This is a genomic window from Massilia oculi (assembly GCF_017582745.1).
Classification (GTDB): Bacteria; Pseudomonadota; Gammaproteobacteria; order Burkholderiales; family Burkholderiaceae_D; genus Telluria; species Telluria oculi_A.
In genome coordinates this window covers 1-22,870 of record NZ_JAFVIM010000029.1, presented here as the reverse complement: position 1 = coordinate 22,870, position 22,870 = coordinate 1, and the positions used below count along the sequence as shown (strand labels likewise).

21 protein-coding genes and 1 tRNA gene are annotated in these 22,870 nt (G+C 65.5%); 12 read left to right on the top strand and 10 right to left on the bottom strand.

The window, feature by feature from the left end:
- Positions 1 to 136 precede the first annotated feature (136 nt).
- Genes J3U95_RS24495 through J3U95_RS24480 form a run of 4 tightly spaced genes read right to left on the bottom strand, consistent with a single transcriptional unit; the run spans position 137 to position 3,951 of the window.
- Positions 137 to 883: a LytR/AlgR family response regulator transcription factor gene (locus tag J3U95_RS24495; RefSeq protein WP_229520082.1), complete on the bottom strand. Its 747-nt coding sequence runs from the start codon at positions 881 to 883 to the stop codon at positions 137 to 139.
- 20 nt (positions 884 to 903) lie between these two features.
- The gene (locus J3U95_RS24490) at positions 904 to 2,061 is read right to left on the bottom strand and encodes a sensor histidine kinase (protein WP_208281247.1); all 1,158 of its coding nucleotides are present in this window, start codon (positions 2,059 to 2,061) and stop codon (positions 904 to 906) included.
- Entirely contained in the window at positions 2,058 to 3,533 is a 1,476-nt protein-coding gene (locus J3U95_RS24485) for a carotenoid oxygenase family protein (protein ID WP_208281246.1), read from the bottom strand. Before J3U95_RS24485 ends, J3U95_RS24490 begins: the two co-directional genes overlap by 4 nt.
- 7 nt (positions 3,534 to 3,540) lie before the next feature.
- Entirely contained in the window at positions 3,541 to 3,951 is a 411-nt protein-coding gene (locus J3U95_RS24480; RefSeq protein WP_208281245.1) for a DUF2141 domain-containing protein, read from the bottom strand.
- A gap of 217 nt (positions 3,952 to 4,168) precedes the next feature.
- On the opposite strand from J3U95_RS24480, the gene J3U95_RS24475 reads away from it, so the two are divergent.
- Entirely contained in the window at positions 4,169 to 4,495 is a 327-nt protein-coding gene (locus J3U95_RS24475; RefSeq protein ID WP_229520079.1) for a hypothetical protein, read from the top strand.
- A gap of 68 nt (positions 4,496 to 4,563) precedes the next feature.
- Here J3U95_RS24475 and J3U95_RS24470 read toward each other — a convergent pair whose 3' ends face one another.
- Both J3U95_RS24470 and J3U95_RS24465 read right to left on the bottom strand, forming a co-directional pair.
- On the bottom strand, positions 4,564 to 4,749 hold the full coding sequence (locus J3U95_RS24470) for a hypothetical protein (protein ID WP_109346579.1): 186 nt from the start codon (positions 4,747 to 4,749) through the stop codon (positions 4,564 to 4,566).
- A 129-nt stretch (positions 4,750 to 4,878) separates the two neighbouring features.
- The gene (locus tag J3U95_RS24465) at positions 4,879 to 5,538 is read right to left on the bottom strand and encodes a TetR/AcrR family transcriptional regulator (protein ID WP_208281244.1); all 660 of its coding nucleotides are present in this window, start codon (positions 5,536 to 5,538) and stop codon (positions 4,879 to 4,881) included.
- Positions 5,539 to 5,655: 117 nt separating this feature from the next.
- Here J3U95_RS24465 and J3U95_RS24460 point away from each other — a divergent pair, with 117 nt between their 5' ends.
- From J3U95_RS24460 to J3U95_RS24415, 10 genes are all read left to right on the top strand, one after another.
- Positions 5,656 to 6,807 carry an HlyD family secretion protein gene (locus J3U95_RS24460; protein WP_208281243.1) on the top strand — a complete coding sequence of 384 codons (1,152 nt, stop codon included), beginning with the start codon at positions 5,656 to 5,658 and terminating at the stop codon, positions 6,805 to 6,807.
- Between the two features lie 9 nt (positions 6,808 to 6,816).
- A complete protein-coding gene (locus J3U95_RS24455; RefSeq protein WP_208281242.1) occupies positions 6,817 to 8,433 on the top strand; it encodes a DHA2 family efflux MFS transporter permease subunit in 1,617 nt (538 codons plus the stop codon).
- 26 nt (positions 8,434 to 8,459) lie between these two features.
- On the top strand, positions 8,460 to 9,893 hold the full coding sequence (locus J3U95_RS24450; RefSeq protein WP_208281241.1) for an efflux transporter outer membrane subunit: 1,434 nt from the start codon (positions 8,460 to 8,462) through the stop codon (positions 9,891 to 9,893).
- 32 nt (positions 9,894 to 9,925) lie between these two features.
- Entirely contained in the window at positions 9,926 to 11,650 is a 1,725-nt protein-coding gene (locus J3U95_RS24445; RefSeq protein ID WP_208281240.1) for a DUF8614 domain-containing protein, read from the top strand.
- Between the two features lie 117 nt (positions 11,651 to 11,767).
- A complete protein-coding gene (locus J3U95_RS24440) occupies positions 11,768 to 13,381 on the top strand; it encodes a methyl-accepting chemotaxis protein (RefSeq protein ID WP_208281239.1) in 1,614 nt (537 codons plus the stop codon).
- 102 nt (positions 13,382 to 13,483) lie between these two features.
- Complete coding sequence (locus J3U95_RS24435) at positions 13,484 to 14,182, top strand: hypothetical protein (RefSeq protein ID WP_208281238.1); 699 nt, start codon at positions 13,484 to 13,486, stop codon at positions 14,180 to 14,182.
- 138 nt (positions 14,183 to 14,320) lie between these two features.
- On the top strand, positions 14,321 to 14,725 hold the full coding sequence (locus J3U95_RS24430; protein WP_208281237.1) for a cell envelope biogenesis protein TolA: 405 nt from the start codon (positions 14,321 to 14,323) through the stop codon (positions 14,723 to 14,725).
- A gap of 229 nt (positions 14,726 to 14,954) precedes the next feature.
- Positions 14,955 to 16,028: a BON domain-containing protein gene (locus tag J3U95_RS24425; RefSeq protein WP_208281236.1), complete on the top strand. Its 1,074-nt coding sequence runs from the start codon at positions 14,955 to 14,957 to the stop codon at positions 16,026 to 16,028.
- Positions 16,029 to 16,156: 128 nt separating this feature from the next.
- Positions 16,157 to 16,996: an HDOD domain-containing protein gene (locus J3U95_RS24420; protein WP_313166120.1), complete on the top strand. Its 840-nt coding sequence runs from the start codon at positions 16,157 to 16,159 to the stop codon at positions 16,994 to 16,996.
- A 98-nt stretch (positions 16,997 to 17,094) separates the two neighbouring features.
- Complete coding sequence (locus J3U95_RS24415; RefSeq protein WP_208281234.1) at positions 17,095 to 18,024, top strand: choice-of-anchor A family protein; 930 nt, start codon at positions 17,095 to 17,097, stop codon at positions 18,022 to 18,024.
- Between the two features lie 59 nt (positions 18,025 to 18,083).
- Here J3U95_RS24415 and J3U95_RS24410 read toward each other — a convergent pair whose 3' ends face one another.
- The 4 genes from J3U95_RS24410 to J3U95_RS24395 form a co-directional block, all read right to left on the bottom strand.
- On the bottom strand, positions 18,084 to 19,262 hold the full coding sequence (locus tag J3U95_RS24410; protein ID WP_208281233.1) for an MFS transporter: 1,179 nt from the start codon (positions 19,260 to 19,262) through the stop codon (positions 18,084 to 18,086).
- A 138-nt stretch (positions 19,263 to 19,400) separates the two neighbouring features.
- Positions 19,401 to 20,015 (bottom strand): IMPACT family protein, encoded by a 615-nt coding sequence (locus J3U95_RS24405; RefSeq protein ID WP_208281232.1) that lies wholly within the window; start codon positions 20,013 to 20,015, stop codon positions 19,401 to 19,403.
- 61 nt (positions 20,016 to 20,076) lie between these two features.
- Positions 20,077 to 20,152 (bottom strand) — tRNA-Lys (locus J3U95_RS24400).
- A 51-nt stretch (positions 20,153 to 20,203) separates the two neighbouring features.
- Positions 20,204 to 20,878: a hypothetical protein gene (locus J3U95_RS24395; RefSeq protein ID WP_229520078.1), complete on the bottom strand. Its 675-nt coding sequence runs from the start codon at positions 20,876 to 20,878 to the stop codon at positions 20,204 to 20,206.
- A 156-nt stretch (positions 20,879 to 21,034) separates the two neighbouring features.
- Here J3U95_RS24395 and J3U95_RS24390 point away from each other — a divergent pair, with 156 nt between their 5' ends.
- Positions 21,035 to 22,756 (top strand): type VI secretion system Vgr family protein, encoded by a 1,722-nt coding sequence (locus tag J3U95_RS24390; RefSeq protein ID WP_229520077.1) that lies wholly within the window; start codon positions 21,035 to 21,037, stop codon positions 22,754 to 22,756.
- Positions 22,757 to 22,870 lie beyond the last annotated feature (114 nt).

The following is a 22,870-nucleotide window of genomic DNA, read 5'->3' as shown; positions in this document are numbered from 1 at the left end:
AAGCTGGGGTCAGGTCTGACATTCGGACACGGCCTCAGCATTCATCAAGCAACAGCTGGGTCAAAAGCTGATATTCGTACACCGGTGTTGTAGAGCCCGTGTCCGAATGTCAGACCTGACCCCGCTGTTGTTTTTTTTACATCTGCCGAAATACGTCCATGTAGTTGCGGCTCACCACCAGCTGTTCCTCCCGTCCCTTGAGCTTCACATGCAGCCGCCCGCGAAAATCGGTGCGCGTGCCCGCCACGTGGCGCGCCGCCACGATCACGCCGCGGTGGATCTGCCAGAACTGTTGCGGATCGAGCTGTTCCTTTAACTGCCGCAGCGGCGTGCGGATCAGGCTTTCGCCGTCCGGCAGGAATACGCTGGTGTACTTGTCGTTGCTCTGGAAATAGATCACTTCCTCGACCGCGATCAGGCGCGTTTCCTGGCCTGCGGCGGCACGGATCCATTGCAGCGGCGCCGGCGTGGCGGCGGCCGCAGGAGCACTGGCCCCCAGCTGGCGCAGCAGCGCTTGTAGCGCATCCGCCGGCAGGGCGGGCGCGGGCGCCGGTGCCGACAGGGTGGCGCGCAGCCGCTCCACGGTACGCGCCAGCCGCTCCTGGCGTATCGGTTTCAGCAAATAATCGAAGGCCTCGTGCTCGAAGGCCTGGGCCGCGTAATGCTCGTGGGCGGTGGTGAACACCACGCGCGGCGGATTGCCGCCGGCGCACAGCCGCGCGGCCAGGTCGATCCCGGTCAGGCCCGGCATCTGGATGTCGAGGAAGACCACTTGCGGCGCGAGCTCGTCGATCAGGCGCAGCGCTTCGATGCCGTTCGGCGCGCTTACGATCTCGAGCCCGGGCCAGGCCTCACGCAGCTGGGTGGCGAGATAGTCGAGCAGGTGCGGCTCGTCGTCGGCGATCAGGGCAAGGCAGCGGTCGATGATGTCACCTCGGTCTGTGAAAGCGGAAGCAGCAGGCGCGCGATCACGCCGCCGCCGGGATTGTCGAGCAGCTCCAGGCGCGCGCCTGGCCCATGCAGCTGGCGCACGCGCTCGCGCAGATTGGACAGGCCCACACCGCCGCCGGGCCGCGGTGGCGCGGCCACCAGCCCGCGCCCGCTGTCGCGCACCTCGACCCGCAGCACGCCTTCATCGAGGGCCGCCCGCAGCACGATCTCGCCGCCGTCCACCTTGGGTTCCAGCCCGTGCATGACGGCGTTCTCCACCAGCGGCTGGATCAGCATCGGCGCAATTGGCAGGGCGCGGCAGGCATCAAGCGCCTCGATGCGCCAGCGCAGGCGCCCGCCCATGCGCACGCCCAGCACGTCGAGATAGCTTGCTGCGAGATCCAGTTCGGCGCCGAGCGTGGCGCTGCCGGCGCGGCTGGCCGCCAGGCTGGCGCGCAGGTAGTCGATGAAGCGTTCCAGCATGCGTTTCGCATCAAGCGGCTGGTTGTCGATCAGGCTGACCACATTGGCCAGCGTGTTGTACAGGAAGTGCGGCTCGATCTGGGCCTGCAGTGCGCGCAGCTGGGCCTCGGCCAGCAGCCGCGCCGTGGTCGCCATCTGTTCCTGCTGGCGCGCTTCGCGCGTCTGGCGTTCGATGCGGCGCTCGCCCGCCACCAGCACCGCCAGCATGGCCACGCCGATGACCAGGCCGAAGGCCAGCAAGCCGTTGAGCGCATCGGAACGCAGGACGGGCAGCGCGCCGCGCAGGATGGCGCCCGACAGGACGACGCCGAAAGCGCCGCACACGACGATGGCGGCCAGCTCGAGCAGGCGCGCGACCAGCCGGCTGGTGGTCGGCGGCACCACGGTTTCCAGCAGCCGCAATGCGCCGTGGATGGGGAAACCGACGCACTGCGAGGCCAGCAGGCTGTAGCCGAACATGGTGTGGAAAGAAGAGGGCCAGTTGCCGAAGGCCTGCAATACCACCGTGATCGCGAATGCGATCAGGGTATTCCACAGCGCGGTGTAGAGCAGGTCGCGCACCGTCGAACGCGGCCAGCGCCGGAACACCGGGAACAGTTCCAGCGGGTGGCTGCGCCTGCGCGCCAGGGTAGGGTTGGCTGTATTCATGCTGTTAGGAAATTACCATGAAAGCAGTGCGGTGCGCGATAGGGAAGTCGCGCCAGCGCCACGGGGCCGTCCTTGACACCGGCGGCATCGAACACCGTCATCACGGTCTGCCTGGCGCGCAAGTCCTGGGCCACGCCGACCAGGTAGCCGTCCGTCTCCGAGCGCGCGTTGCGGCGCGGGACCAGCACGTGTTCCTCGACCTGCCAGCCGGCGCCGAAGGTGTAGCCATCGACCTTGCCGCTATCCGTATCGACCAGGTTGACGCTGTCGAGCCTGAGGTCGGGCGAGGCGCCGCTGGCGCCCAGCAGGGCCAGGCGGCGGTGGCGCGCCATCGCCACCTGCGGCATCACGCGCGGGAATTCACTGGTGCCGAACAGGCGCTCGGTGCGCGCCTGGCCGCTGGCATAGTCCAGCGTGACCTGCACCGTGCGGCTGCGCGGCGGCGTGTGCTCGCCGCGCATTACGCTGCCCACCTCGGCCAGCGCGTCGCCTTCGTGCAGCACGACGTCGAAGCGCGTGCAGTCGCCGTCTTCCCAGGCATTCCCGAAGTGGAACACCATCGTCGGCGGCAGCTCGAAGACCTGGCGCAGCGCCAGCGTGTCCTTGGCGATCGCCAGCACCCGCGCGCCACGGGCGCCGCCGGCCCACGCGTGGCGTTCGGCGAAGCTCAGGCCGGGATCCTTTTTCAGGTCATAGGGCGGCACCACGAAGATCAGGTGCTTGCTGCTGACGACGAAGTCGTGCACCAGCGCCAGTTGCGGCACCGGCAGCAGGGCGGTGCGCAGCACCTGGCCCTGTGCGCCGATCTGGTACAGCGCCAGCCGGTTGGCGCCGGGCAGCGTGCCGAAGTTCCACATGCCGCCCTGCGGATCGAGCTTGGGGTGGGCCGAGAACGGCATTGCGCGCAAGTCAATGCTCCAGGTTTTTACTCCGCGCGTGGCCAGCGTGGTCGGATCGAGTTCGATCGCCGAGCCGCCTTCCCACAGCGCATACAGCCGGCCGTCATAGGGCAGCAGGTTGGTATTGGCGGCGTTCATCGTGTCGTTGTCGCGCATGCCTCGGCGCGTGACCAGGGTGCCGAAGGCCGGATACAGGAACTGGCCGGCCGCGCTTTCTTCGACGTAGCGCTGGGTCTCGACGAAGCGGCCCCGGTGGCGCACCTCGCCGTCGGCCACGGTCCAGGCCTGGGCGAAGCCGTCGCCGTCGAACCAGTGGTGATAGCGTTCGCCCCCCAGCTCGAAGCGGCCCGGCCCGTTGCGGTAGAAGGCGCCGCGCAGGTCGCGCGGCAGGCGGCCCTTGATGGCGGCATCGCCTTCCTGGCTGCCGGCCTGGTTGGCGTAGACCGCCAGCGACGGGTCGCGCGCCAGCGCGGCGTGGAAGCGTTGGTAGGTGGCCTCGTCGGCGCGGACGCCTGGCGCGAGGGCGAGGGCGCCGAGGGCGGCGCCGGCATGCAGGAAGGAGCGGCGGTCCATGGTGGCCTCAGCGCAGGGTGATGCGGACGGCATTGCCGTCAAGCGGCAACGCGAAGCGGGCGGCCTCGAACGCCGGCGGGCCCATATTGCCCAGCGCATCGTTGCTGAAGCCGGTCGCCTCGACCGGGATGCCCATCATGTTCTGGTCCAGCTTGCCGTTGTCGTTGGCGTCATGGTAGGCGGCGATGGCGTACTGGCCGGCGGCCAGGTCCTTGAGCGCGAACGTGGCGCCGCCATTCCGGACCGGCGCGCTGGCGCTGTGCAAGGGGCGCTTGAGGAAGCGGTCGGCGCTGTCGAACAGGGCGATCTTCACGCTGCCGCCGTCGCCGCGCGTGCCGTCGACCTGGATCGACAAGTCGGCGGCGTGGCTGGCGGCAGCGCTGGACAGCAGGGCAAGCAGAAGGGCAAGGCGGTTCATGGAAGTCTCCGTTGAGTGGTCGGTAGGGCCATTCTGGAAGAGTGAACCGGTGTCCGCCGCGGTTTGCGACGAAGCGGCGCCTGGCGGCGCGAGTTGCAGGCATGTGGCGCGAGTTGCCATGCCCGCATGCGCCGCTTGCCAGCGCCTGCCAAAAGCCTATGATGAGGGAATGCGGCGGCAAGCCGACTTGCCGCGTCCGTGTTCAGCTCAGGAGGGCATGATGGACGAGCACTGCAACGAGTACGTCGGGACCGTCTACGTGTTACCGGAAACCCGCTGTTTCGAACTCCATACCACGGTCCATGGCGCGCCGGCGACCATTACCGGCACGGTGTCCCAGCTGCTGGCCTCGCAGTTCAGCCAGTACATGCCGGGCGCCATCGGCACCGTCGATCCGCAGCAGGTGGCGCTGCGGCCGCGCCGGGTCGAGGTGCTGACCCGCGAACTGCACGAGCGCCACCGGGCGCCGCGCAAGGTGCACCTGCTCACGCGCGTGCACGACGTGGAAGAGCAGGCCAGGCCGGTGCCCGTGTCGGCGGTCTGAAGGGCTTTACAAATGAAAAATGCCGCCCGGCTTGCGCCAAGCGGCATTGTGATGAAGGCGACTTTGCTTCAGCCGAAGCTGACGAAGCGCTCCGGGATATCGATCGTGCCGGCCTTGGCGGCGGCGGCGTAGGTGCGCATTTCTGCGATGACCGCTTCCATCTGGTCGGCGCCGGGATTTTCGATGAAGTTCTTCATGCGTTCTTGCAGCGATGCCTGTTGATCACGCCATTCGTATCTGGACGACTTGCTCATGCTTTCTCCTCGCGGTCACACCGCTGTTATTGATATTCACGACACCCTCTGTGAAGGCTTACAGATTGCCACAAAATCATCCCTTGTGTCCGTGCGATGCCGCACTTAGTTTCGTGACTTAACAATAATTTAACAATTCTTCAACACACTGGCATAAAACAGCTCAAGACGCGCCGCCAGCTCGCGCCGCGCCTCCTCGCGCGACGGTTGGGTGTCGGGGAACAGGAAGCGCCCGATCGGATCGCCGCAGATGCAGCCGATCAGGTGGGTCGGCAGCAACTCCAGCGGCACGCCGTCGCGCAACTGGCTGCGGATGTCCGGACGCGAAAAGAAGCGGTACAGCATCTCGCGCGTCAGGCGCGGCCCGCCTTCATAGAAAGCCTCGGCCAGTTCCGGATTGCTGCCGGCTTCGGCGATCACCACGCGCTGCATGGCCATCGTATCGGGGTCGACCAGCAAATCGTAAAAGCTGCGCGCGAAGTCGTCGACGATCTCGCGCAGCGGCCGGGTGTCGACGTCCATATCGTGCCCGGCGAACAGGCGTTCGCGCCGTGAAGCGAGCACGGCCCTGAGCAGGCCGGCCTTGCCGCCGAATTTCACATAGATCGTGCGCACCGCCACCCGCGCCTCGCGAGCGATGGCTTCCAGGCTGACCTTGGTATAGCCATGGCGCAGGATGAGGCAGCCTGCGGCGTGGATCAATTCCTGGGTGCGGGCCTCGACTTCCGACGCCTTCGGGCGTCCGGCGGATTTGACGGCCGCCACTGTTTCATTCTGTGCTTTGCTCATGGCAAGGACTCTAGTGCAAACCAAAATGAAACGCAACCGTTTCATTTCTTGACTTCCGCGTATTGCTGGCAAATAATGCGATGAATCCATTTCATTTCATTTTTCCGGAGCTTTTCCATGGCAGAGATGCACAGCACGGCAGGGCAGGCGCCCGCGGCACAAACCCCAGCGGGCGGGGTGCCAGGCAGCGGGCCAGGCAAGAGCGGGCCCAACAAGCGTGTGCTGGTGGTGGTCGGCCTGATCGCACTGGCCGCGATCGGTGCCGGCGGACGCATGTGGTACCGCAGCCATCACTTCGTCGAGACCGAAAATGCCTACGTCACCGGGCGCGTGCACCAGGTGTCGTCGCGCGTGGCCGGCGTGGTCACGCGGGTAGCGGTGGACGACAACCAGCTGGTGAAGGCGGGCGACGTGATCGCCGAGCTGGATCCGGTCGACCATGCGGTGCGCGTCGAGCAGATCGAAGCCCAGATCGCCAGCGTGCAGCAGCAGCTCAAGCAGGCCGAGGCCCAGATAGAGCAGGTGCGCGCGCAGGCCGCCGCCGCCGGCGCCCAGGTCAAGCAGTCCCAGGCCCAGCTGCTGCGGGCGCGCCAGGATGCCGAGCGCTTCGGCCAGCTGTACAACGAGACCATGAAGGCGGTCTCGAAGGCCGAGGTGGATGCATCAAACGCCGCGCGCGACGCCGCCGTGGCCGACCTGGCCGCGCGCCGCGACAACGCCGCCGCCGCGCAAGCCCAGATCGGCGCTGCCGAGGCGGGCCGCGATGTGCTCAAGGCGCAGGTGAAGGTGTTGCAGGCGCAGTGGAAGGAAGCGCAGCAGCAGCTGGCCTACAACCGCATCGTGGCGCCGGTGGACGGCCGCGTCGGCCGCCGCAGCGTCGAAGTCGGCGCCCGCGTGCAGCCGGGCCAGGCGATGCTGGCCGTGGTCGAGGACAACGTGTGGGTGGTCGCCAACTTCAAGGAAACCCAGCTCGCCGGCCTGGCGCCGGGGCAGAAGGTCAGCCTCGACGTCGACGCGCTGCCCGAGCATCACCTGGTGGGCCGCGTGGACAGCTTCGCCCCGGCCTCGGGCAACCAGTTCGCGCTGCTGCCGGCCGATAATGCGACCGGCAACTTCACCAAGATCGTGCAGCGCGTGCCGGTCAAGATCACGCTCGACCCGCAGGACGTGAAAAAATACGCCGGCCGCCTGGTGCCCGGCATGTCGGTGGTGGCCGAGGTCGAACTGGGCCAGGACGTCAAACCGACCCAGACCGCGGCCGTCCACTAAGCGCTGGCCATGACTACCCTGAGCAAACCCGCCGCAGTTGGCCCGACCTTGGGGGCAGTCCCGGGCGCGCCTGCAAACGGCGCCGCGGTGGACCTGCGCACCTGGATCGCGATCGCCGCCGGCATGCTGGGCGCCTTCATGGCGGTGCTCGACATCCAGATCACCAACTCTTCGCTGCGCGACATCCTCGGCACCTTGTCGGCCACGCAGGAAGAAGGCTCGTGGATCTCGACCGCTTACCTGTGCGCCGAAATCGTCGTGATCCCGCTGACGGCGCTGTTTACACGCGCTTTTGGCGTGCGCAATTACATGATCGGCACCACCGCGCTGTTCCTGGTGTTCTCGACCCTGTGCGGCGCGGCCTGGAGCCTGGAAAGCATGATCGTGTTCCGCATGCTGCAGGGCTTCACCGGCGGCGCGCTGATCCCGATGGCGATGACCCTCGTGATGACCTTGCTGCCGCCGTCGAAGCGCGCCACCGGCATGGCCATCTTCGGCCTGACCGCGACGCTGGCGCCGGCCATGGGCCCGACCCTGGGCGGGTTCCTAGCGGAGCTGTATGGCTGGCCCTCGATCTTCTACATCAACTGGGTGCCGGGCGTGCTCCTGATCGCCGGCATGGCCTGGGGCCTGAATCCCGAGAAGGCCAACCTCAGGACGCTGGTGAAGGCCGACTGGCTGGGCATCGCGCTGATGGCGATGGGCCTGGCCTGCCTGACGATCTTCCTGGAAGAGGGCAATTCGAAGGACTGGTTCGATTCGAGCTTCATCGTGACCTTCGCCGCGCTCTCGCTCACGGGCCTCTTGGGCTGGGTGGCGCTGAGCTTTTCGAAGCCGGAACCGTTCGTCAACCTGCGCCTCTACGGCCAGCGCAACTTTTTGGTGGCGACCACGCTGTCGGCGGTGATCGGCATGGGCCTGTATGGTTCCTCTTACCTGTTGCCGCTGTACCTGGGCCAGATCGCCGGTTATACGCCGATGCAGATCGGCGAAGTGATCGCCTGGGTCGGCCTGCCGCAATTGCTGGTGATGCCGTTCGCGGCCAAGCTGTCCTCGAAAGTGGACAACCGCATCCTGTGCAGCTTCGGCCTGTTCATGTTCGGCATCTCGTGCATCATGAATTCCTTCATGGACGCCACCACCGGCTACGACCAGCTGATGTGGACGCAGGTCGTGCGCGCCATCGGCCAGCCCTTCGTGATGCTGACCCTGTCGAACTTCGCGATGTCGGGCCTGCAGCCGCGCGACATGGGCTCGGCCTCGAGCCTGTTCAACATGACCCGCAACCTGGGCGGCTCGATCGGCATCGCGCTGCTGGCGACCTCGCTCACCAACCGCGAACACTTCCACTCGGCGCGCCTGGGCGAAGCGGTTTCCAGCTATGCGCCCGCGACCCAGGAACGCCTCGATGTGCTGACCCAGGGCTTCATCGCCAAGGGCATCGATCCCGCCAGCGCCGCGAACCAGGCGCTGGCCGTGGTCGACCGCCTGGTGCGGCGCGAAGCCTATGTGATGGCCTATAACGACGGCTTCTGGATCATCGGCATGATCCTGCTCGGCTGCATCGCGGCGATCTGGATGGCCGACAAGGTCAAGTCGCCGGGTGGCGGCTCAGGCGCCCATTGATACTGAATCGAATGAAGATCTCAACCATGTTCAAACCTCTTGCCTCCGTCCTTGCGATCGCTACCCTGGTCTCCGGCTGCACCACGCTCGGCCCGGATTTCAAGGCGCCGGACGCGCCGGCGCAAACGGCGTTCCGTCATCTGGAAGCGGGCAGCGACAGCGCGCGCCTGCCGGCCGCCTGGTGGACCGTGTTCCATGACGCCACCCTCGACAGCCTCGAGACGCGCGCGCTGCGCGACAATCCGGGCGTGCAGGCCGCGGCCCAGCGCTTGCTGCAGGCGCAGGCGCAACTGGGCGTGGTGCGCGCCGGCCAGCTCCCGAGCGTCTCGGTCGGCGCCGGCGTGTCGAATTCCCGTACCTCGGCCGAAACCTCGCAGGGCCTGGCCCTGGGCGGCCGTTCGATCGAGGGCAATAACTACAGCGTCGGCGCCTCGCTGTCGTATGAGCTCGACCTGTGGGGCCGCGTGCGCCGCGTGGTCGAGGCCAGCGATGCGCAGGCGCTGGCGGCGCAGGATGACCGCGACGGCGTGATCCTGCTGCTGTCGAGCCAGGTCGCCTCGTCGTACTGGCAGCTGCGCGGACTGGACGCCGAGCGGGCGATCCTGGAGGGCGCCCTGGCCACGCGCCGCGAGTCGCAGGAACTGGTCGAGGCCCGCTTCAATGCCGGCCTGTCGAACGAACTGGACGTGTCGCGCGCGCGCATCGAGCGCGCCAACGCCGAAGCCGACCTGCACGAGGTGCAGCGCCAGCGCAACCTGGTGGAACACGCGCTGGCCACGCTGGTGGGCAGCACGCCGAGCGCGCCCTTGCTGCCGGCAACGCCGGCCGCGCAACTGCCGCAACCGCCCGCGATTCCCGTCGGCCTGCCGGCCAGCCTGGTGGGCCAGCGGCCCGACCTGGCGGCAAGCGTGGCGCAGCTGAAGGCGGCCAATGCGCAGATCGGCGTGGCCGAAGGCGCCTTCTATCCGGCGCTGTCGCTGACCGGGAATTTCGGCTATGCCTCGCAAAGCCTGAACGACCTGACGAGCGGCGGCGCGCGCCAGTTCTCGGCCGGCCCGCTGGCGCTGTCGCTGCCGATCTTCGATGGCGGACGCAATCGCGCCAACCTGGCGCTGGCCAGGGCGCGCTACGACGAGGCGGTGGCCAACCACCAGACGAAGTTGTTGACGGCGCTGCGCGAGGTGGAAGACGCGCTGTCGGACCTGCAGCAGCGCCAGCAACAGGGCGATGTGCAGGCCCAGTCGCAACAGGCCGCGGCGCGCGCGCTGCTGGTCGCGCAGGCGCGCTACGAGCGCGGCGTGTCGACCTATCTCGACGTGACCGATGCCCAGCGCAGCACGCTGGCGGCGGACCGCGCCGCGGCCCAGATCCGCACCCAGCGCCTGCTGGCGACGGTGGCGGTGGCGCGTGCGCTCGGCGGCGGTTGGGAGCAGGGGGAGGCGCTGGCGACGGTGCGATAATGGTGCGGTTGTCATCCACGACCCGAGAGACCATGAAAACCATCCTCGCACCACTCGTGCTGTGCGCCGCGATCTGCGCCGCTTTTGCCCCGGCTGTGTACGCGCAAACGGCGCCGACGGCCGCCAGCGCCGACCAGCTGCAAGCCATGTCGAAACGCTTCGCGCCGGTCGAGCTGCGCGCCGACCTGTCGCATCTGTCGAAGGGCGACCGCGCCGCCATCGTGAAACTGATCGAAGCGGCCAAAATCATCGACACGCTGCAGCTGCGCCAGCGCTGGGCCCACAACGAGGCGTTGTGGAACGCGCTCAAGAAGGACACCACGCCGCTCGGCCGCGCGCGCCTGGACGCCTTCTGGCTCAACAAGGGCCCGTGGTCGAGCCTCGACAACAATGCCTCGTTCATGCCGGCCGAGTATGCGGGCATCAGGATTCCGGCGAAGAAGCCCGAGGGCGCCAACTTCTATCCGGAAGGCGCCACCAAGGCATCGCTGGAGAGCTGGATGAACGGCCTGGCGCCGGAGCAGAAGAAAGAGGCGCAGTGGTTCTTCACCGTGATCCGCACCGGCCCGGACGGCAAGCTGCGCACCGTGAAATACTCAAGCGAGTACCGCCCCGAACTGGAACAGCTGGCGAAGCTGCTGCGCGACGCCGCGGCATCCACCGACAACGCCTCGCTCAAGAAATTCCTGAGCCTGCGCGCCGACGCCTTTCTGTCCAACGACTACCTGGCCTCGGACTTCGCCTGGATGGACCTCGACTCGCCGGTCGACGTGACCATCGGGCCCTATGAAACCTATAACGACGAGCTGTTCGGCTACAAGGCCGCCTTCGAAGCCTATGTGAGCATCCGCGATCCGAAGGAAACGGCGAAGCTGGACTTCTTCGGCAAGCACCTGCAGGAACTCGAAGACAACCTCCCGCTGGACAAGCAGTACCGCAACCCGAAGGTCGGCGCCATCGCGCCGATGGTGGTGGTCAACGAGGTCTATGGCGCCGGCGACGGCAATATGGGCGTGCAGACCGCGGCCTACAACCTGCCGAACGACGAGCGCGTGATCCGCGAGCGCGGCTCCAAGCGCGTGATGCTCAAGAACGTGCAGCAGGCGAAGTTCGCGTCGACGCTCACCCCGATCAGCAAGCAGGTGCTCACGCCGGCGGACCAGAAGGACCTGGACTTCGATTCCTTCTTCACCCACATCCTGGCGCACGAGATCATGCACGGCCTGGGACCGCATCACACGAAGAAGGACGGCAAGGACTCGACCCCGCGCCAGGACCTGAAGGAAACCTATTCGACCATCGAAGAAGCGAAGGCCGACATCACCGGCCTGTGGGCGCTGCAGTACATGATGGACAAGGGCCTGCTGAAGGATACGCTGGGACAGGGCGCGGCGGCCGAGCGCAAGCTGTACAACACCTTCCTGGCCTCGAGCTTCCGCACCCTGCACTTCGGCCTGAGTTCTTCGCACGCGCGCGGCATGGCGATCCAGGTCAACTACCTGCTCGACAAGGGCGGCTTTGTCGCCCACGACGACGGCACCTTCGCGGTCGACTTCAAGAAGATCAAGGGGGCCGTGATCGACCTGGATCGCGAATTCCTGACCATCGAAGCCACCGGCGACTATGCGCGCGCCAAGGCGATGATGGACAAGTACGTGGTCATCCGTCCCGAGGTGCGCAAGGCGCTCGACAAGCTGAAGGCGGTGCCGAACGACATTCGTCCGGCTTTCGTGACGGCGGATGGCCTGCTGAAATAGGGGCACACGATAGTAATATGCCTGTAAGCAAAATTTAAAGTGCCATGCTATAGTCGGTTGATTGTAATTAGGAAATATTTATTTATTTTTGATTAACACAATCGATTTGTAGCCAACATGAAAAACAAAAACCTGACCATCGGCGCTCGGCTGGCAATCGGCTACGGCGCCGTTTTTTTATTGATGATTGCCCTGGTCGCGCTGGCGGTGAACCGCGTAGGGCGGATCGAGAGCGTTCTCAACCACATCAACGAGGTCAACAGCGTCAAGCAGCGCCACGCCATCAATTTCCGCGGCAGCGTACACGACCGCGCGATTGCCCTGCGCGACGTGGCGCTGGCGCCTGACGCGGCCGGCGCCAGCGCGCCGATCGCGCTGATCCAGACCCTCGACGACAATTACGCACGTTCGGCCGGCCCGCTCGATGCGCTGTTCAATGAACGCAAAGACATTTTGCCCGAGGAAAAAGAGGCGCTCGCCGCGATCAAGGCCCAGGAAAGCCGCACCAAGCCGCTGATTGCGCGCGTGGTCGCGCTGCACGCCGCCGGCCAGGCGATCGAAGCGAACGCGTTGCTGGCGCAAGAAGCGGCGCCGGCGTTCACCGCCTGGCTGGCCAGCATCAACCGCCTGATCGACCTCGAGGAAAAGCTGAGCAACGACGCGGCCACCGAGGCGCGCCGCATGGCCAACGGTTTCTTTGGCTGGATGGCGCTGCTGTGCGCGGGCGCGATCGCGGCCGGCTCGGCGGCGGCCTGGTACATCAGCCGCGGCCTGCTGCGCCAGCTGGGCGGCCAGCCGGACTATGCGGCCTCGATCGCCAGCGCCATCGCCAGCGGCGACCTGGGCGTGGAGATCGTCACCCGCCCGGGCGACCGCGGCAGCCTGCTGTTCGCGATGCAGGGCATGCGCGACAGCCTGGTGCGCATCGTGGCCCAGGTGCGCAACGGCACCCTGGCGATCGGCACCGTGTCGACCGAGATCGCGGACGGCAACCGCGACCTGGCCAGCCGCACCGAGCGCCAGAACGGCACCCTGCAGGCCACTGCCGCCTCGGTCGAGCAACTGACCGGCACCGTGCGCCAGAATGCCGACAACGCGCGCCAGGCGAACATGCTGGCCGAATCGGCTTCCGAAGTGGCGCAGCGCGGCGGCAAGGTCGTGGCCGAAGTGGTGGGCACGATGGCGGCGATCAATGAATCGTCGAAGAAGATCGTGGACATCATCGGCGTGATCGATGGCATCGCATTCCAAACGAATATCCTGGCGCTCAATGCGGCCGTGGAAGCGGCGCGCGCCGGCGAGCAGGGCCGCGGCTTCGCCGTGGTGGCGACCGAGGTGCGCAACCTGGCGCAGCGTTCGGCGGCGGCGGCCAAGGAGATCAAGGTCCTGATCGGCAGCTCGGTCGAGCGGGTCGATGCCGGCGCACGCCTGGTGGACCAGGCCGGCGCGACGATGGACGAGATCGTCACCGGAGTCAAGCGCGTGACCGACATCATGGCCGAGATCAGCCATGCGTCCGCGGAACAGAATGCGGGCATCGAGCAGGTCAATGGCGCGATCGGCCAGATCGACGACGCCACGCGCCAGAACGCGGAACTGGTGCAACAGGCCAGCCAAGCTGCGGCCTCGCTGGAAGAAGAGGCGGAACGCCTGGCCCAGCTGGTGAGCATCTTCCGCCTCGACCAGACGGCGCACGTCGGTGGCAAGACGCGGCTGGCACTGCCAACCTGACATCCTTGCTCTTTTAAACAGACAGGAATATTTTCCTGAAAGCTGTGCTGTATTCGGGGATAGAATTTCCGATAGGAATTTCGTTCATCCCCGGAGTAGCACATGTCCAGGCATCTCCTGAATGCGGCGGTCTTGATCGCCGCATCCGCTTCGCTTCCCTCGCATGCGTCCCCGCTGACGTCCCAGGAGACGCGCTGGCTGCGCGCCGCCGCTCCCGTGCTGGAATATTCGAAATCGATCGACCTGCCGGTCGACATCATCGTCCAGCCGCGGGCGCCGGCCGGCGCGGTGCCGCTGGCGATGGGCTTCGACAAGGGCCGCTGCAAGCTGGTGCTGTCGATGCGCGGCAATCCCGAGGCCGAGAAGGTGCTGGCCGACGTTCCTGCCGACGAGCAGGCGCTGCTGATCGAAGCGATGGCCGCGCATGAACTGGCCCATTGCTGGCGTTATGCCCAGGGAGAATGGCATCTGCTGCCAGCGGGCTTCGTCGAGACCGGCGACCAGACCTCGCACGATCCCGAACTGCTGGCGGCGGCGAAGGCGATGCGCGATACCCGGCGCGAGGAGGGTTTCGCCGACCTGGTGGCGCTGGCCTGGATCCAGCGCACCCAGCCGGGAGAATACGCGCGGGTGCACGACTGGCTGCACGGCGTACGCGCCACCGTCGCGGTGCCGGGCAGCGGCCACGACACGCGCGCCTGGGTCAAGCTGGCCGGCAACGGCCGCCAGTTCGACAGCCGCCTGTCGCCATTCGAGGCCGCCGATGCGCTGTGGCGCGAAGGCTTGTTGCATGGCGACTGACCATTGAGGTAGATCGACGTTGGTCGCTATCGTCCTTATAAGCTTAATTGGTTTTTTAATAAGCGTTCGGTGCCGCACAGAGTGCTCTGCGGCGTGGGCGTTTAATGGACTCACCAATAACCAATAGAGGGACTCAACATGAAATCGTTCATCGCTACCTTGATCGCCACCGCCGCCGTCGCCGCCATCGGCATCGCTCCTGCTGCCGCACAAACCAATAAGGACGCCTTCAAGACGGCGATGGACAAGGCCAAGGCCGACTACCGCGTCGCCAAGGACAAGTGCGACGCCATGAGCGGTCACGCCGAAGACATCTGCGAAGACGAGGCCAAGCTGATGCGCGCGAAAGCCGAACTGGACGCCACCACCAAGTTCGACAACACCGGCAACAATGTGCGCAAGGCACGCGACAACGTGATCGATGCCGAGTATGAACTGGCCGACGAAAAATGCGATTCGCTGAAAGGCGATGCCGAGGACAAGTGCGAAGCGCAGGCCAAGTCGACCCGCGATGCCGCACGTGATGCCAACAAGGCCAAGTAATCGCTGAGGCCTTCGCGTTCGCACCTCACTGCGGCGCGATTGTCTTGCCTGCGAACGTCGTTCCTGCCACTGGTGGGAACGGCGTTTTTGCGTTAACAAAAGCCAAATTATCAGTGGCCATATCCCGCAGTCCGGTTTGTCCGAACAAGGTACGTTGTCGCACAGATGTTGAAGGGTGCAGGGCGTTTAATGGATGCCATCCTAACAACGCATGCAAGGGAATCCGACCATGAAAACCCTCATCGCTACCCTGATCGCGACCGCCGTGTCGGCCGTCGCCGTTGCCCCCGCCAGCGCCGCACCCGTCGACAAGGACGCCCACCGCGCCGCGATGGACAAGGCCGCTGCCGACTACCGCACTGCCAAGACCAAGTGCGACGCCATGAAAGGCAATGCCGAGGAAGTGTGCGAAGACGAAGCCAAGCTGGCCCAGGCGCGCGCCGAACTCGATGCCTATACCAAACACGACACCACCGGCGGCAACCTGCGCGATGCGCGCGCCAAGGTGATCCGCGCCGAGCACGAGCTGGCCGACACCCAGTGCGACGCCACCGCGGCCGGCGACAAGGACCGCTGCAAGGCCACGGCCGGTTCGATCCGCGATGCCGCGCTGGCCCGCCTGGATGACCGGAATATCGACCGCGCCGTCGGCCCCAGCAGCAGTGGCGAGCTGGTGAGCAGCATCGACTCGAAGGATCCAGCGACGGCCGCCGCCGTCCAGAAGTGCGAACAGATGACCGGCGATGCGCGCACCGCCTGCGTGGTCGACCAGCGCGGCAACGTCACCACCGCCACCAACGTGGCCGCCACCACCGGCGCGGCCGTCTCCGCCAACACCCGCGAAGCGGCGGCGAACGCGGCCGAGAACACCCGCGAGGCGGCGCGCACCGCGGCAGATAAAACCCGCGAAGTGGCATCGAACGTGGCCGAGAAGACCGGCATGGCCGGCGCTGGCGAACGCACCCGCGAAGCGGTCGCCACCGTGAAGGAAAAGACCGCGGCCGCCTTCGACCGCACCAAGGAAATGGCGTCGAACGCCGCCCACAAGGCGGAAAACGCCACCGAGCGCGCCGGCGAGAAGACTGCCCGCGTGGCCTCGGACGGCACCATCACCGCCAAGGTCAAGGCCGGCCTGGTGTCCGACCCGGTCCTGAAGGGCATGGAAATCAACGTCGACACCGAAGGCGGGGTCGTGATGCTGAGCGGCTTCGTCGAGTCGAAGGCCGAAGCCGATAAAGCCATGCAAGTGGCCAAGGGCGTCGATGGCGTGACCAACGTCAAGAGCGCAATCAAGGTCAAGTAATTCTGGCCCGATCGCGTTGAGCCGGATGCTTATGCTGTGTGGATGACGCGCCACAGTTTGGGCAGCCGGCCGAGATGGGGCGATCCCGGCGTCCGGTCCGGCATCCGGCGGGGGCTATAATTACCGATGTGAATAAACTTGAAGCATTCGGATACATCGCGGCGCAGGCCGTTCGCGGTGAGATCACTTTCCCCACCAGCGTCAATGCCGTGCTGCGCCTGCAGCTCGCCCTCGACGACCCGGATTGTCATATCGACGAGGCGATCCGCCTGGTGCTGGCCGAACCGCAATTGGCTGCGCGCACGGTCGCCATCGCCAATACGCCCGCTTTCGGTGGCAGTAGTGCGATGCCGGTGACCAATGTTCGCGCCGCCGTGGCGCGCATCGGCTACCGGCGCCTGCAGGCCCTGGTGGCCAGTCTGGTAGTGCGGCAATTCGGCAACCGCATCAACGATCCCGGCCTGCGCGCCAAGGCCGAGCAATTGTGGGCGCACACGACCCACGTCGCCTCGATCGCCCATTCGCTGGCGCGCCGCGTCACCGGCGTCAATCCCGATACCGCCCTGTTCGCCGGCATCGTGCACGAGGTCGGCGCCTTTTACCTGCTGGCGCGGGCCGACGAATTTCCCGGCCTGCTGGACGACGATCCGGAAAACTGGGGCGCCCTGTGCGAAGACGTGGTCAGCGCCGAGGTGATGAAGAAGCTGTCGATTCCGCCGGCGGTGTCGGAAGCGATCGCCGACATGCGCGGCGGCTGGATGAATATGCCACCGGGCACCTTACTCGATACCTTGTTGCTTGCGAACCAGTATGCGCCGGTGGCGTCGCCCCTCGACAGCCGCCGCGCCAACTTGCCGGAGCACGGCGAGAGCGCGCTCGATTTCGTGTTCGACGAATTCACGCTGCAAGACATCCTGGATGAAGCGGCCGAGACCGCGAAGGCGATGGGCGACGTCGCCTTGGTGTGATCATTCGATAGATTTACCGAGGACGTATCTTTCCTGCAACCAAAAAGGGTTGCTGGAGTGATACTCTTGATCATTATTAATTTCCATGTGGAATTTTCATGATCAAGCTTGGCGTATTTCTAGGCGTGGCATTGGCCAGCACGGTTGCCCAGGCAGGCGTCATCGATCTGGGGGCCATCATGGGCGGCGCGAACGTCTATACGGCGCGCGACTTCAAGGCGATCTCGAGCGACGTCGAAGGGGCGATCGTCTCTGGTGGTAACGTCACGATCCAGAATTACGCAGTCAACCTCAAGAACAAGGCGGCCTACGCCGGTTATTCGATTGTCGCAGGCGGCAATATTTCGCTGACGAGCGGCAGCATCCACAACGGCCCGGTGTATGCCGGCGGTACCGTGACCATGCAGAGCGCGGCCACGCCGCCGCGTTCGACGGTCAATCCTGTGGACTTTGCTACAGCGACCGAGCAGTTCAAGGATATTGCCGCGGGACTGAGCCTGGTCGATGCGACAGGCAAGGTCGAGCGCGAGTACAGCGCCAACAAGCTCATCGGTAGCGGCATGGGTGGCGTGGACATATTCAATGTCTCGGCCGATTTTCTTAGTGGCGGAAATAACTGGGTGCTCAGTGGCCTGACCAAGGGGCAGACGCTGATCTTCAATATCAGCGGCGCTCATGGCGTATTCAACGGTGGCATGGAGACGCTGTGGGGCTACAACGTCCTGTTTAACTTCTTCGAGGCAGAAACGGTCGACGTGAAAGGTGTCCTTGGCAGCGTACTCGCGCCGCACGCTACTGTTGTCCATAACTGGGGCGTCATTAAGGGCCAAGTGATTGCCGACACCTGGAATTCAAGCGTGCAGGTGGACGCCGAGAATTATTTCACGCCGATCGACGTCCCTGGCTTCGAGCTGGTCAAGGATAATCCGCCGGTGGACACGCCGGCCGAGGTGCCGGAACCAGGCACCTTGGCGCTGATGATGGCGGGGCTGCTCGGCGGGATCGCGGTGCGGCGCCGTCGCGCCTGAAGAAGTTTTCGTTTTGAAAGACAAACGGCGGCTGTCAGCCGCCGTTTGTCATTTCCGGATCAGGCGCACCCCGCCACCGCCATGCGCGCCTGCATGCGGTGGCGCGCCAGCATGAGCGCCGACAGGCCCACGCCGCACAGCGCCAGGGCAGCCGCCACCCACTGCGGCGCCGTGTAGGCATAACCCAGGGTCAGCGGCACGCCGCCAAGGAAGGCGCCCAGCGCATTGCCGATATTGAAACCGGACTGGCCCAGCGAGGAGCCGAGCATCTCGGCTTCGCGCGAGTGCTCCATCAGCAACAGCTGGATCGGCGGCCCGATCGCCAGCGCATTGGCGCCGGTCAGGAAGGCCAGCACGACCATCGCCAGTTTCGACTCGGCGAGGAAGCCATTGCACAGCAGCAGGACGGTCATCGACATCATGAGGATCAGCAGGGCGGGCAGCGGGTGCACCCGGTCCGCCAGGCGGCCGCCGAACTGCACGCCGACCGTCATGCCGACGCCGACCGCGGTCATGATCAGGGGAATCGTGGTCGAATCGAAGCGCGTGACGTCGGTCAGCAGCGGTGCGATATAGCTGAACCAGGCGAAGAAGCCGCCGGTGCCGATCGAGACGATGCCCAGCGCCAGCCACAGGTCGAGGTGGCGGAAGATGCGCAGGTCTTGCATGATGCCGGTGCGCTTTCCTGGTTCGATGTGCGGCACCCACTGGCGCAGGCTCAGCATGGTCAGCACGCCGATCACGGCCACGATCAGGAACACCAGGCGCCAGTCGATGACGTGGCCGATCCAGGTGCCGAGCGGCACGCCCAGCACATTGGCAAGGGTCAGGCCGGTGAACATCGTGGCGACGGCAGCGGCGGTGCGGCCCTCGTCGGCCAGGCGGCTGGCCACGACGGCGCCGACGCCGAAGAAGGCGCCATGCGGCAGGCCGGCCAGGAAGCGCGACACCATCATGATTTCGAAGTTCGGCGCGAAGGCCGACATCGCATTGAAGATGGCGAACATCAGCATGAACCAGACCAGCACGCTGCGCGGCGGGCGGCCCGCCACCAGGCTGACCAGGGTCGGCGCGCCGACCACGACGCCCAGCGCATAGGCGGTGATCAGGTAGCCGGCTTGCGGGATGGTGATGTGCAGGCCGCTGGCGATGTCGGGCAGGATGCCCATCATGACGAATTCGGTCATGCCGATGCCGAAGCCGCCAAGGGCGAGTGGAAGTAGGCTTTTCTTGATCACGGGGGATTGTTTTTGTTCGGGGTGGAAAGAGGAAAGCCGGCCGAAGCGTATGCGCGGCCGGGTCTGGAACTATACCGGGAGCAGACGGATGCGTCCGCTTTCATGTCGTGATGACGGGTATAGGGCGCAGGAATGGCTTCAGGCCTGGGTCCCGTCCTCGTCCTCGGCGTCGGACGGCCAGCCGATGCGGCCATGGCCGGCTTCGTCGAGGCGGGCGCGCAGCGCGTCGGCGGCGCTGGCCGGCAGACTGAAGGTGAAGCGCACGTCGTCGCCGTGCTCGACCGCTTCGAGGCTGGCGCCGGCGCCATCGAGTTCGCGCCGCAGCATGCCTTCCATGGCATACGGGGCGGTGCAGCGCAGCTGGCGCAGCTTGATGATCGGTACCTTGGTCGCCGTCAGCAGGGCCTGGGCAACGCTGTCGGTATAGGCGCGCACCAGTCCACCCGCGCCGAGCTTGACGCCGCCGAAGTAGCGCACCACGGTGGCCAGCACGCCTTCCAGGTCCTGGTGGCGCAAGACGTCGAGCATGGGACGGCCCGCAGTGCCGCTGGGTTCGCCGTCATCGACCGCGGCGGACTGGCCACCGGCCAGCAGGACCCAGCACACATGGGCCGCGCCCGGATGCTGGGCACGCAGCTCGGCCACGATCTTGACGGCCCCGGCGCGGTCCGGCATCGGCTGCACGCAGGCGATGAAGCGGCTTTTCTTGATGACCAGTTCGTGGTGGACGGCGCTGGCGATCGTCTGGGGCATGGCGTTCGGAAAGTGAAAACAACAACGCCAACCCGAAGGCTGGCGTTGTTGTTTGAATCTTTGGTAGGCCGTGCTGGGCTCGAACCAGCGACCAACGGATTAAAAGTCCGCTGCTCTACCAACTGAGCTAACGACCCGAAGAAGACAAGATTATAGCGGTACTTGACCGATTTACCAAGTGCTTCGAATCACTTTTTATGCGCGCCGGTTGTGTCGGGCTCGCTGTCCTGCGCTTTCTCCTGCGTTTCATCGCTTGTTTCGCCCTGCGAATCCGGCGCATGATCGTGTCCCGGTGGCAACTCGCTCCTTTGGACGGGAGCGTATTTGGTCTTGGGATCGCCCTCGATGTCCCGTTCGATTTCGTCGTCCTCGGCCTTCACTTCGCGCATGGCTTCCGGCTCGAGTTTCTCGGCCTCCGTGTTCATGCGAATGAACAAGCCCCAGGTTGCCAGGATGGCCGCCGCGGCCAGGCCGACCGAGGCGGCATGCGGCAGGAATTGCGGTTGGCCATTCACGAATTTGAACACGCCGATCAAGGCCTCGACCGACAGGGCGACGACCACGATGATCAGGAAGCGCGACAGGAAGCGGCGCACGCGGGTCGGCGCGCTGATATTGGCCGAGCGCTGGACCTCTTCTTCCAGCACGGTCTGTCCGAGTTCGAGCGAGGCCACCGCGATGGTCAGCAAGCCCACGCATTCGAGCAGCACGTCGAAGCGGTCGTCCGTGGGCATCGTATTGATGGGATTGAGGGCATGCCAGGTTTCGATGCCAGCCAGAACGATCAGCCCCATTCCGCAAGTGAAGAACAAGGTGACGATCATCAGGTAGCCGAGCAGGAAAATTTTTTCGATCAGACGCATGTCGTGGAGCCCTAGAAGTTGCAATTACTTTAACATTAAATTTCGTCCATGCCATGTACGAATGAGTGCACGCCTTGATGATGATTGTGCGCAAGAGCTACGCCGTGGACACCTTATATCGTGTGCCTGATCAGTTGATGAGGAGCACGTATTGCCATGGCGAACGCGTTGATCGAGGAAGTGAGCGCCGCGCTGGCGGAATTTTCCGGAACGACCAGGCTGATCGACCTCAGCATCGGCGAGCGCGATGAGTATCGGCTGCTGGTCGAGGCGTTCGCGGCCGAAGAGGCGCTGCAGGAGGTCGGTCTGCGGGATGTGATCGCCTTGTCGACCAGCGCCTATATTCAGGTAACGGCATTGCTGGGACAGCCGGCCACGCTCGAGCTCAGTCTGGCCAATGGCACGCGGACACGGTTCTCGGGGGAGGTTTGCGAAGCCGCCATGTTGGGCAGCGATGGCGGGCTGGCCCGTTACCGGATTCGCCTCGCCCCCTGGATCTGGCGCCTGGCCCATGTGCGCAATTGCCGGGTATGGCAAGACAAGCGCGTGATCGACATCGTCGACGCGGTTTTCGCGGATTACCGGCCGGCGGCGCGCTGGCGCTGGAGCGACGAGACCGGTTCCTTCATGGTAGACGCGCTGCCGCGCAGCTATTGCTGCCAGTACCGTGAGTCCGATCTGGACTTCGTGCTGCGTCTGCTGGCCGAGGAGGGTTTGTCCTGGCGGGTCGAGGACACCGAAGATGGGCACGGGCTGGTGCTGTTCGCCGACAGCAGCCAGCCGAGCGGCGTGCCGGAAGATGCGAGCAGCGCGTCGGACGGCGGCATTCGCTACCACGGCGTCAGCTCGGTCGAGCAGCGCGACTCCGTGCAGTCCCTGCACGCCCAGCAGCGGCTGCACGCCTCGCTCATGACGGTGCTCAGCAGCGACTACAAGGCCAGGCGCAGCATCAGCGCGAATTCCCCATCACACGTGCGCTACAACAAGTTGCCGGAACTCGAGTCGTATGACGTGCCTGGACAGTATGCCTACGCCAATAGCGCGCAGGCACGGCGTTATGTGGATTTGCAGATGCAGGGGAAGGAGGCGCGCGGCCAGATCTGGTCGGGACGTTCGACCGTGCGCACCTTGCGTGCCGGCACGCGAATGGACGTGACCGGCGCGCCGCTGCAAAAACTTGGTGCGGCCGGCGCCTTCACTGTCCTGCGGGTAAGCAGCGTCGGCATCAACAATCTGCCGCCGCCGGCCCGGGATGCGCTGGCGGAGTTATTCGGTCCTCTTCCCGAACTGCTGGAGCAGGCGGTGCGCGTGGTGCCGGCGGATTTTGGGCTGGCGATCACGCAGGCACATCGCACTGGCTATGCCAATTGCTTCGAGGCGATTCCTTCCGCGGTGCCCTGGCGTCCTGAACTGCCGGGCAGCGACGGGCGCACGCATGCCAAACCAACGGCGCGTGGCGCGCAGAGCGCGATCGTGGTCGGGATGGGCGGCAATGACAGCGCGCAGGGCGCCGATGAGCTGTGCTGCGACCGGCTGGGAAGGGTACGGATCCGGTTTCACTGGCAGGACAGCGGCAGTGCGACTTGCTGGGTGCGCGTAGCGCAGCGGTCGGTGGGGTTCCAGTTCTTGCCGCGCATTGGGCAGGAAGTCCTGGTCCAGTTTCTGGAGAACGATATCGATCGGCCGGTGATCGTGGGCGCTTTGTATAACGGGCAGGGGGAGGGCGGCATCGTATCGACGCCGGGCGGAGAGCGCGTTGCGCAAGGCAAGGTGTCGCCCTTCGAGAAGGCGAACGATCATGCGCGGTCGGGGCAGGGCAATCTGGCGGGCGGTAATAGCCCGGTATGGCATGGCGCGTCGCCGGAGAGCGAAGGGTAATCCCCCCACAGAAAGAGCGCGTTTAGAAGTAGAATTTTCTACTTAAGAACAGAAAGCTCTACATGAAGACGTCCCGTTTTACCGACAGCCAGATCATCGCCATCCTCAAGCAAG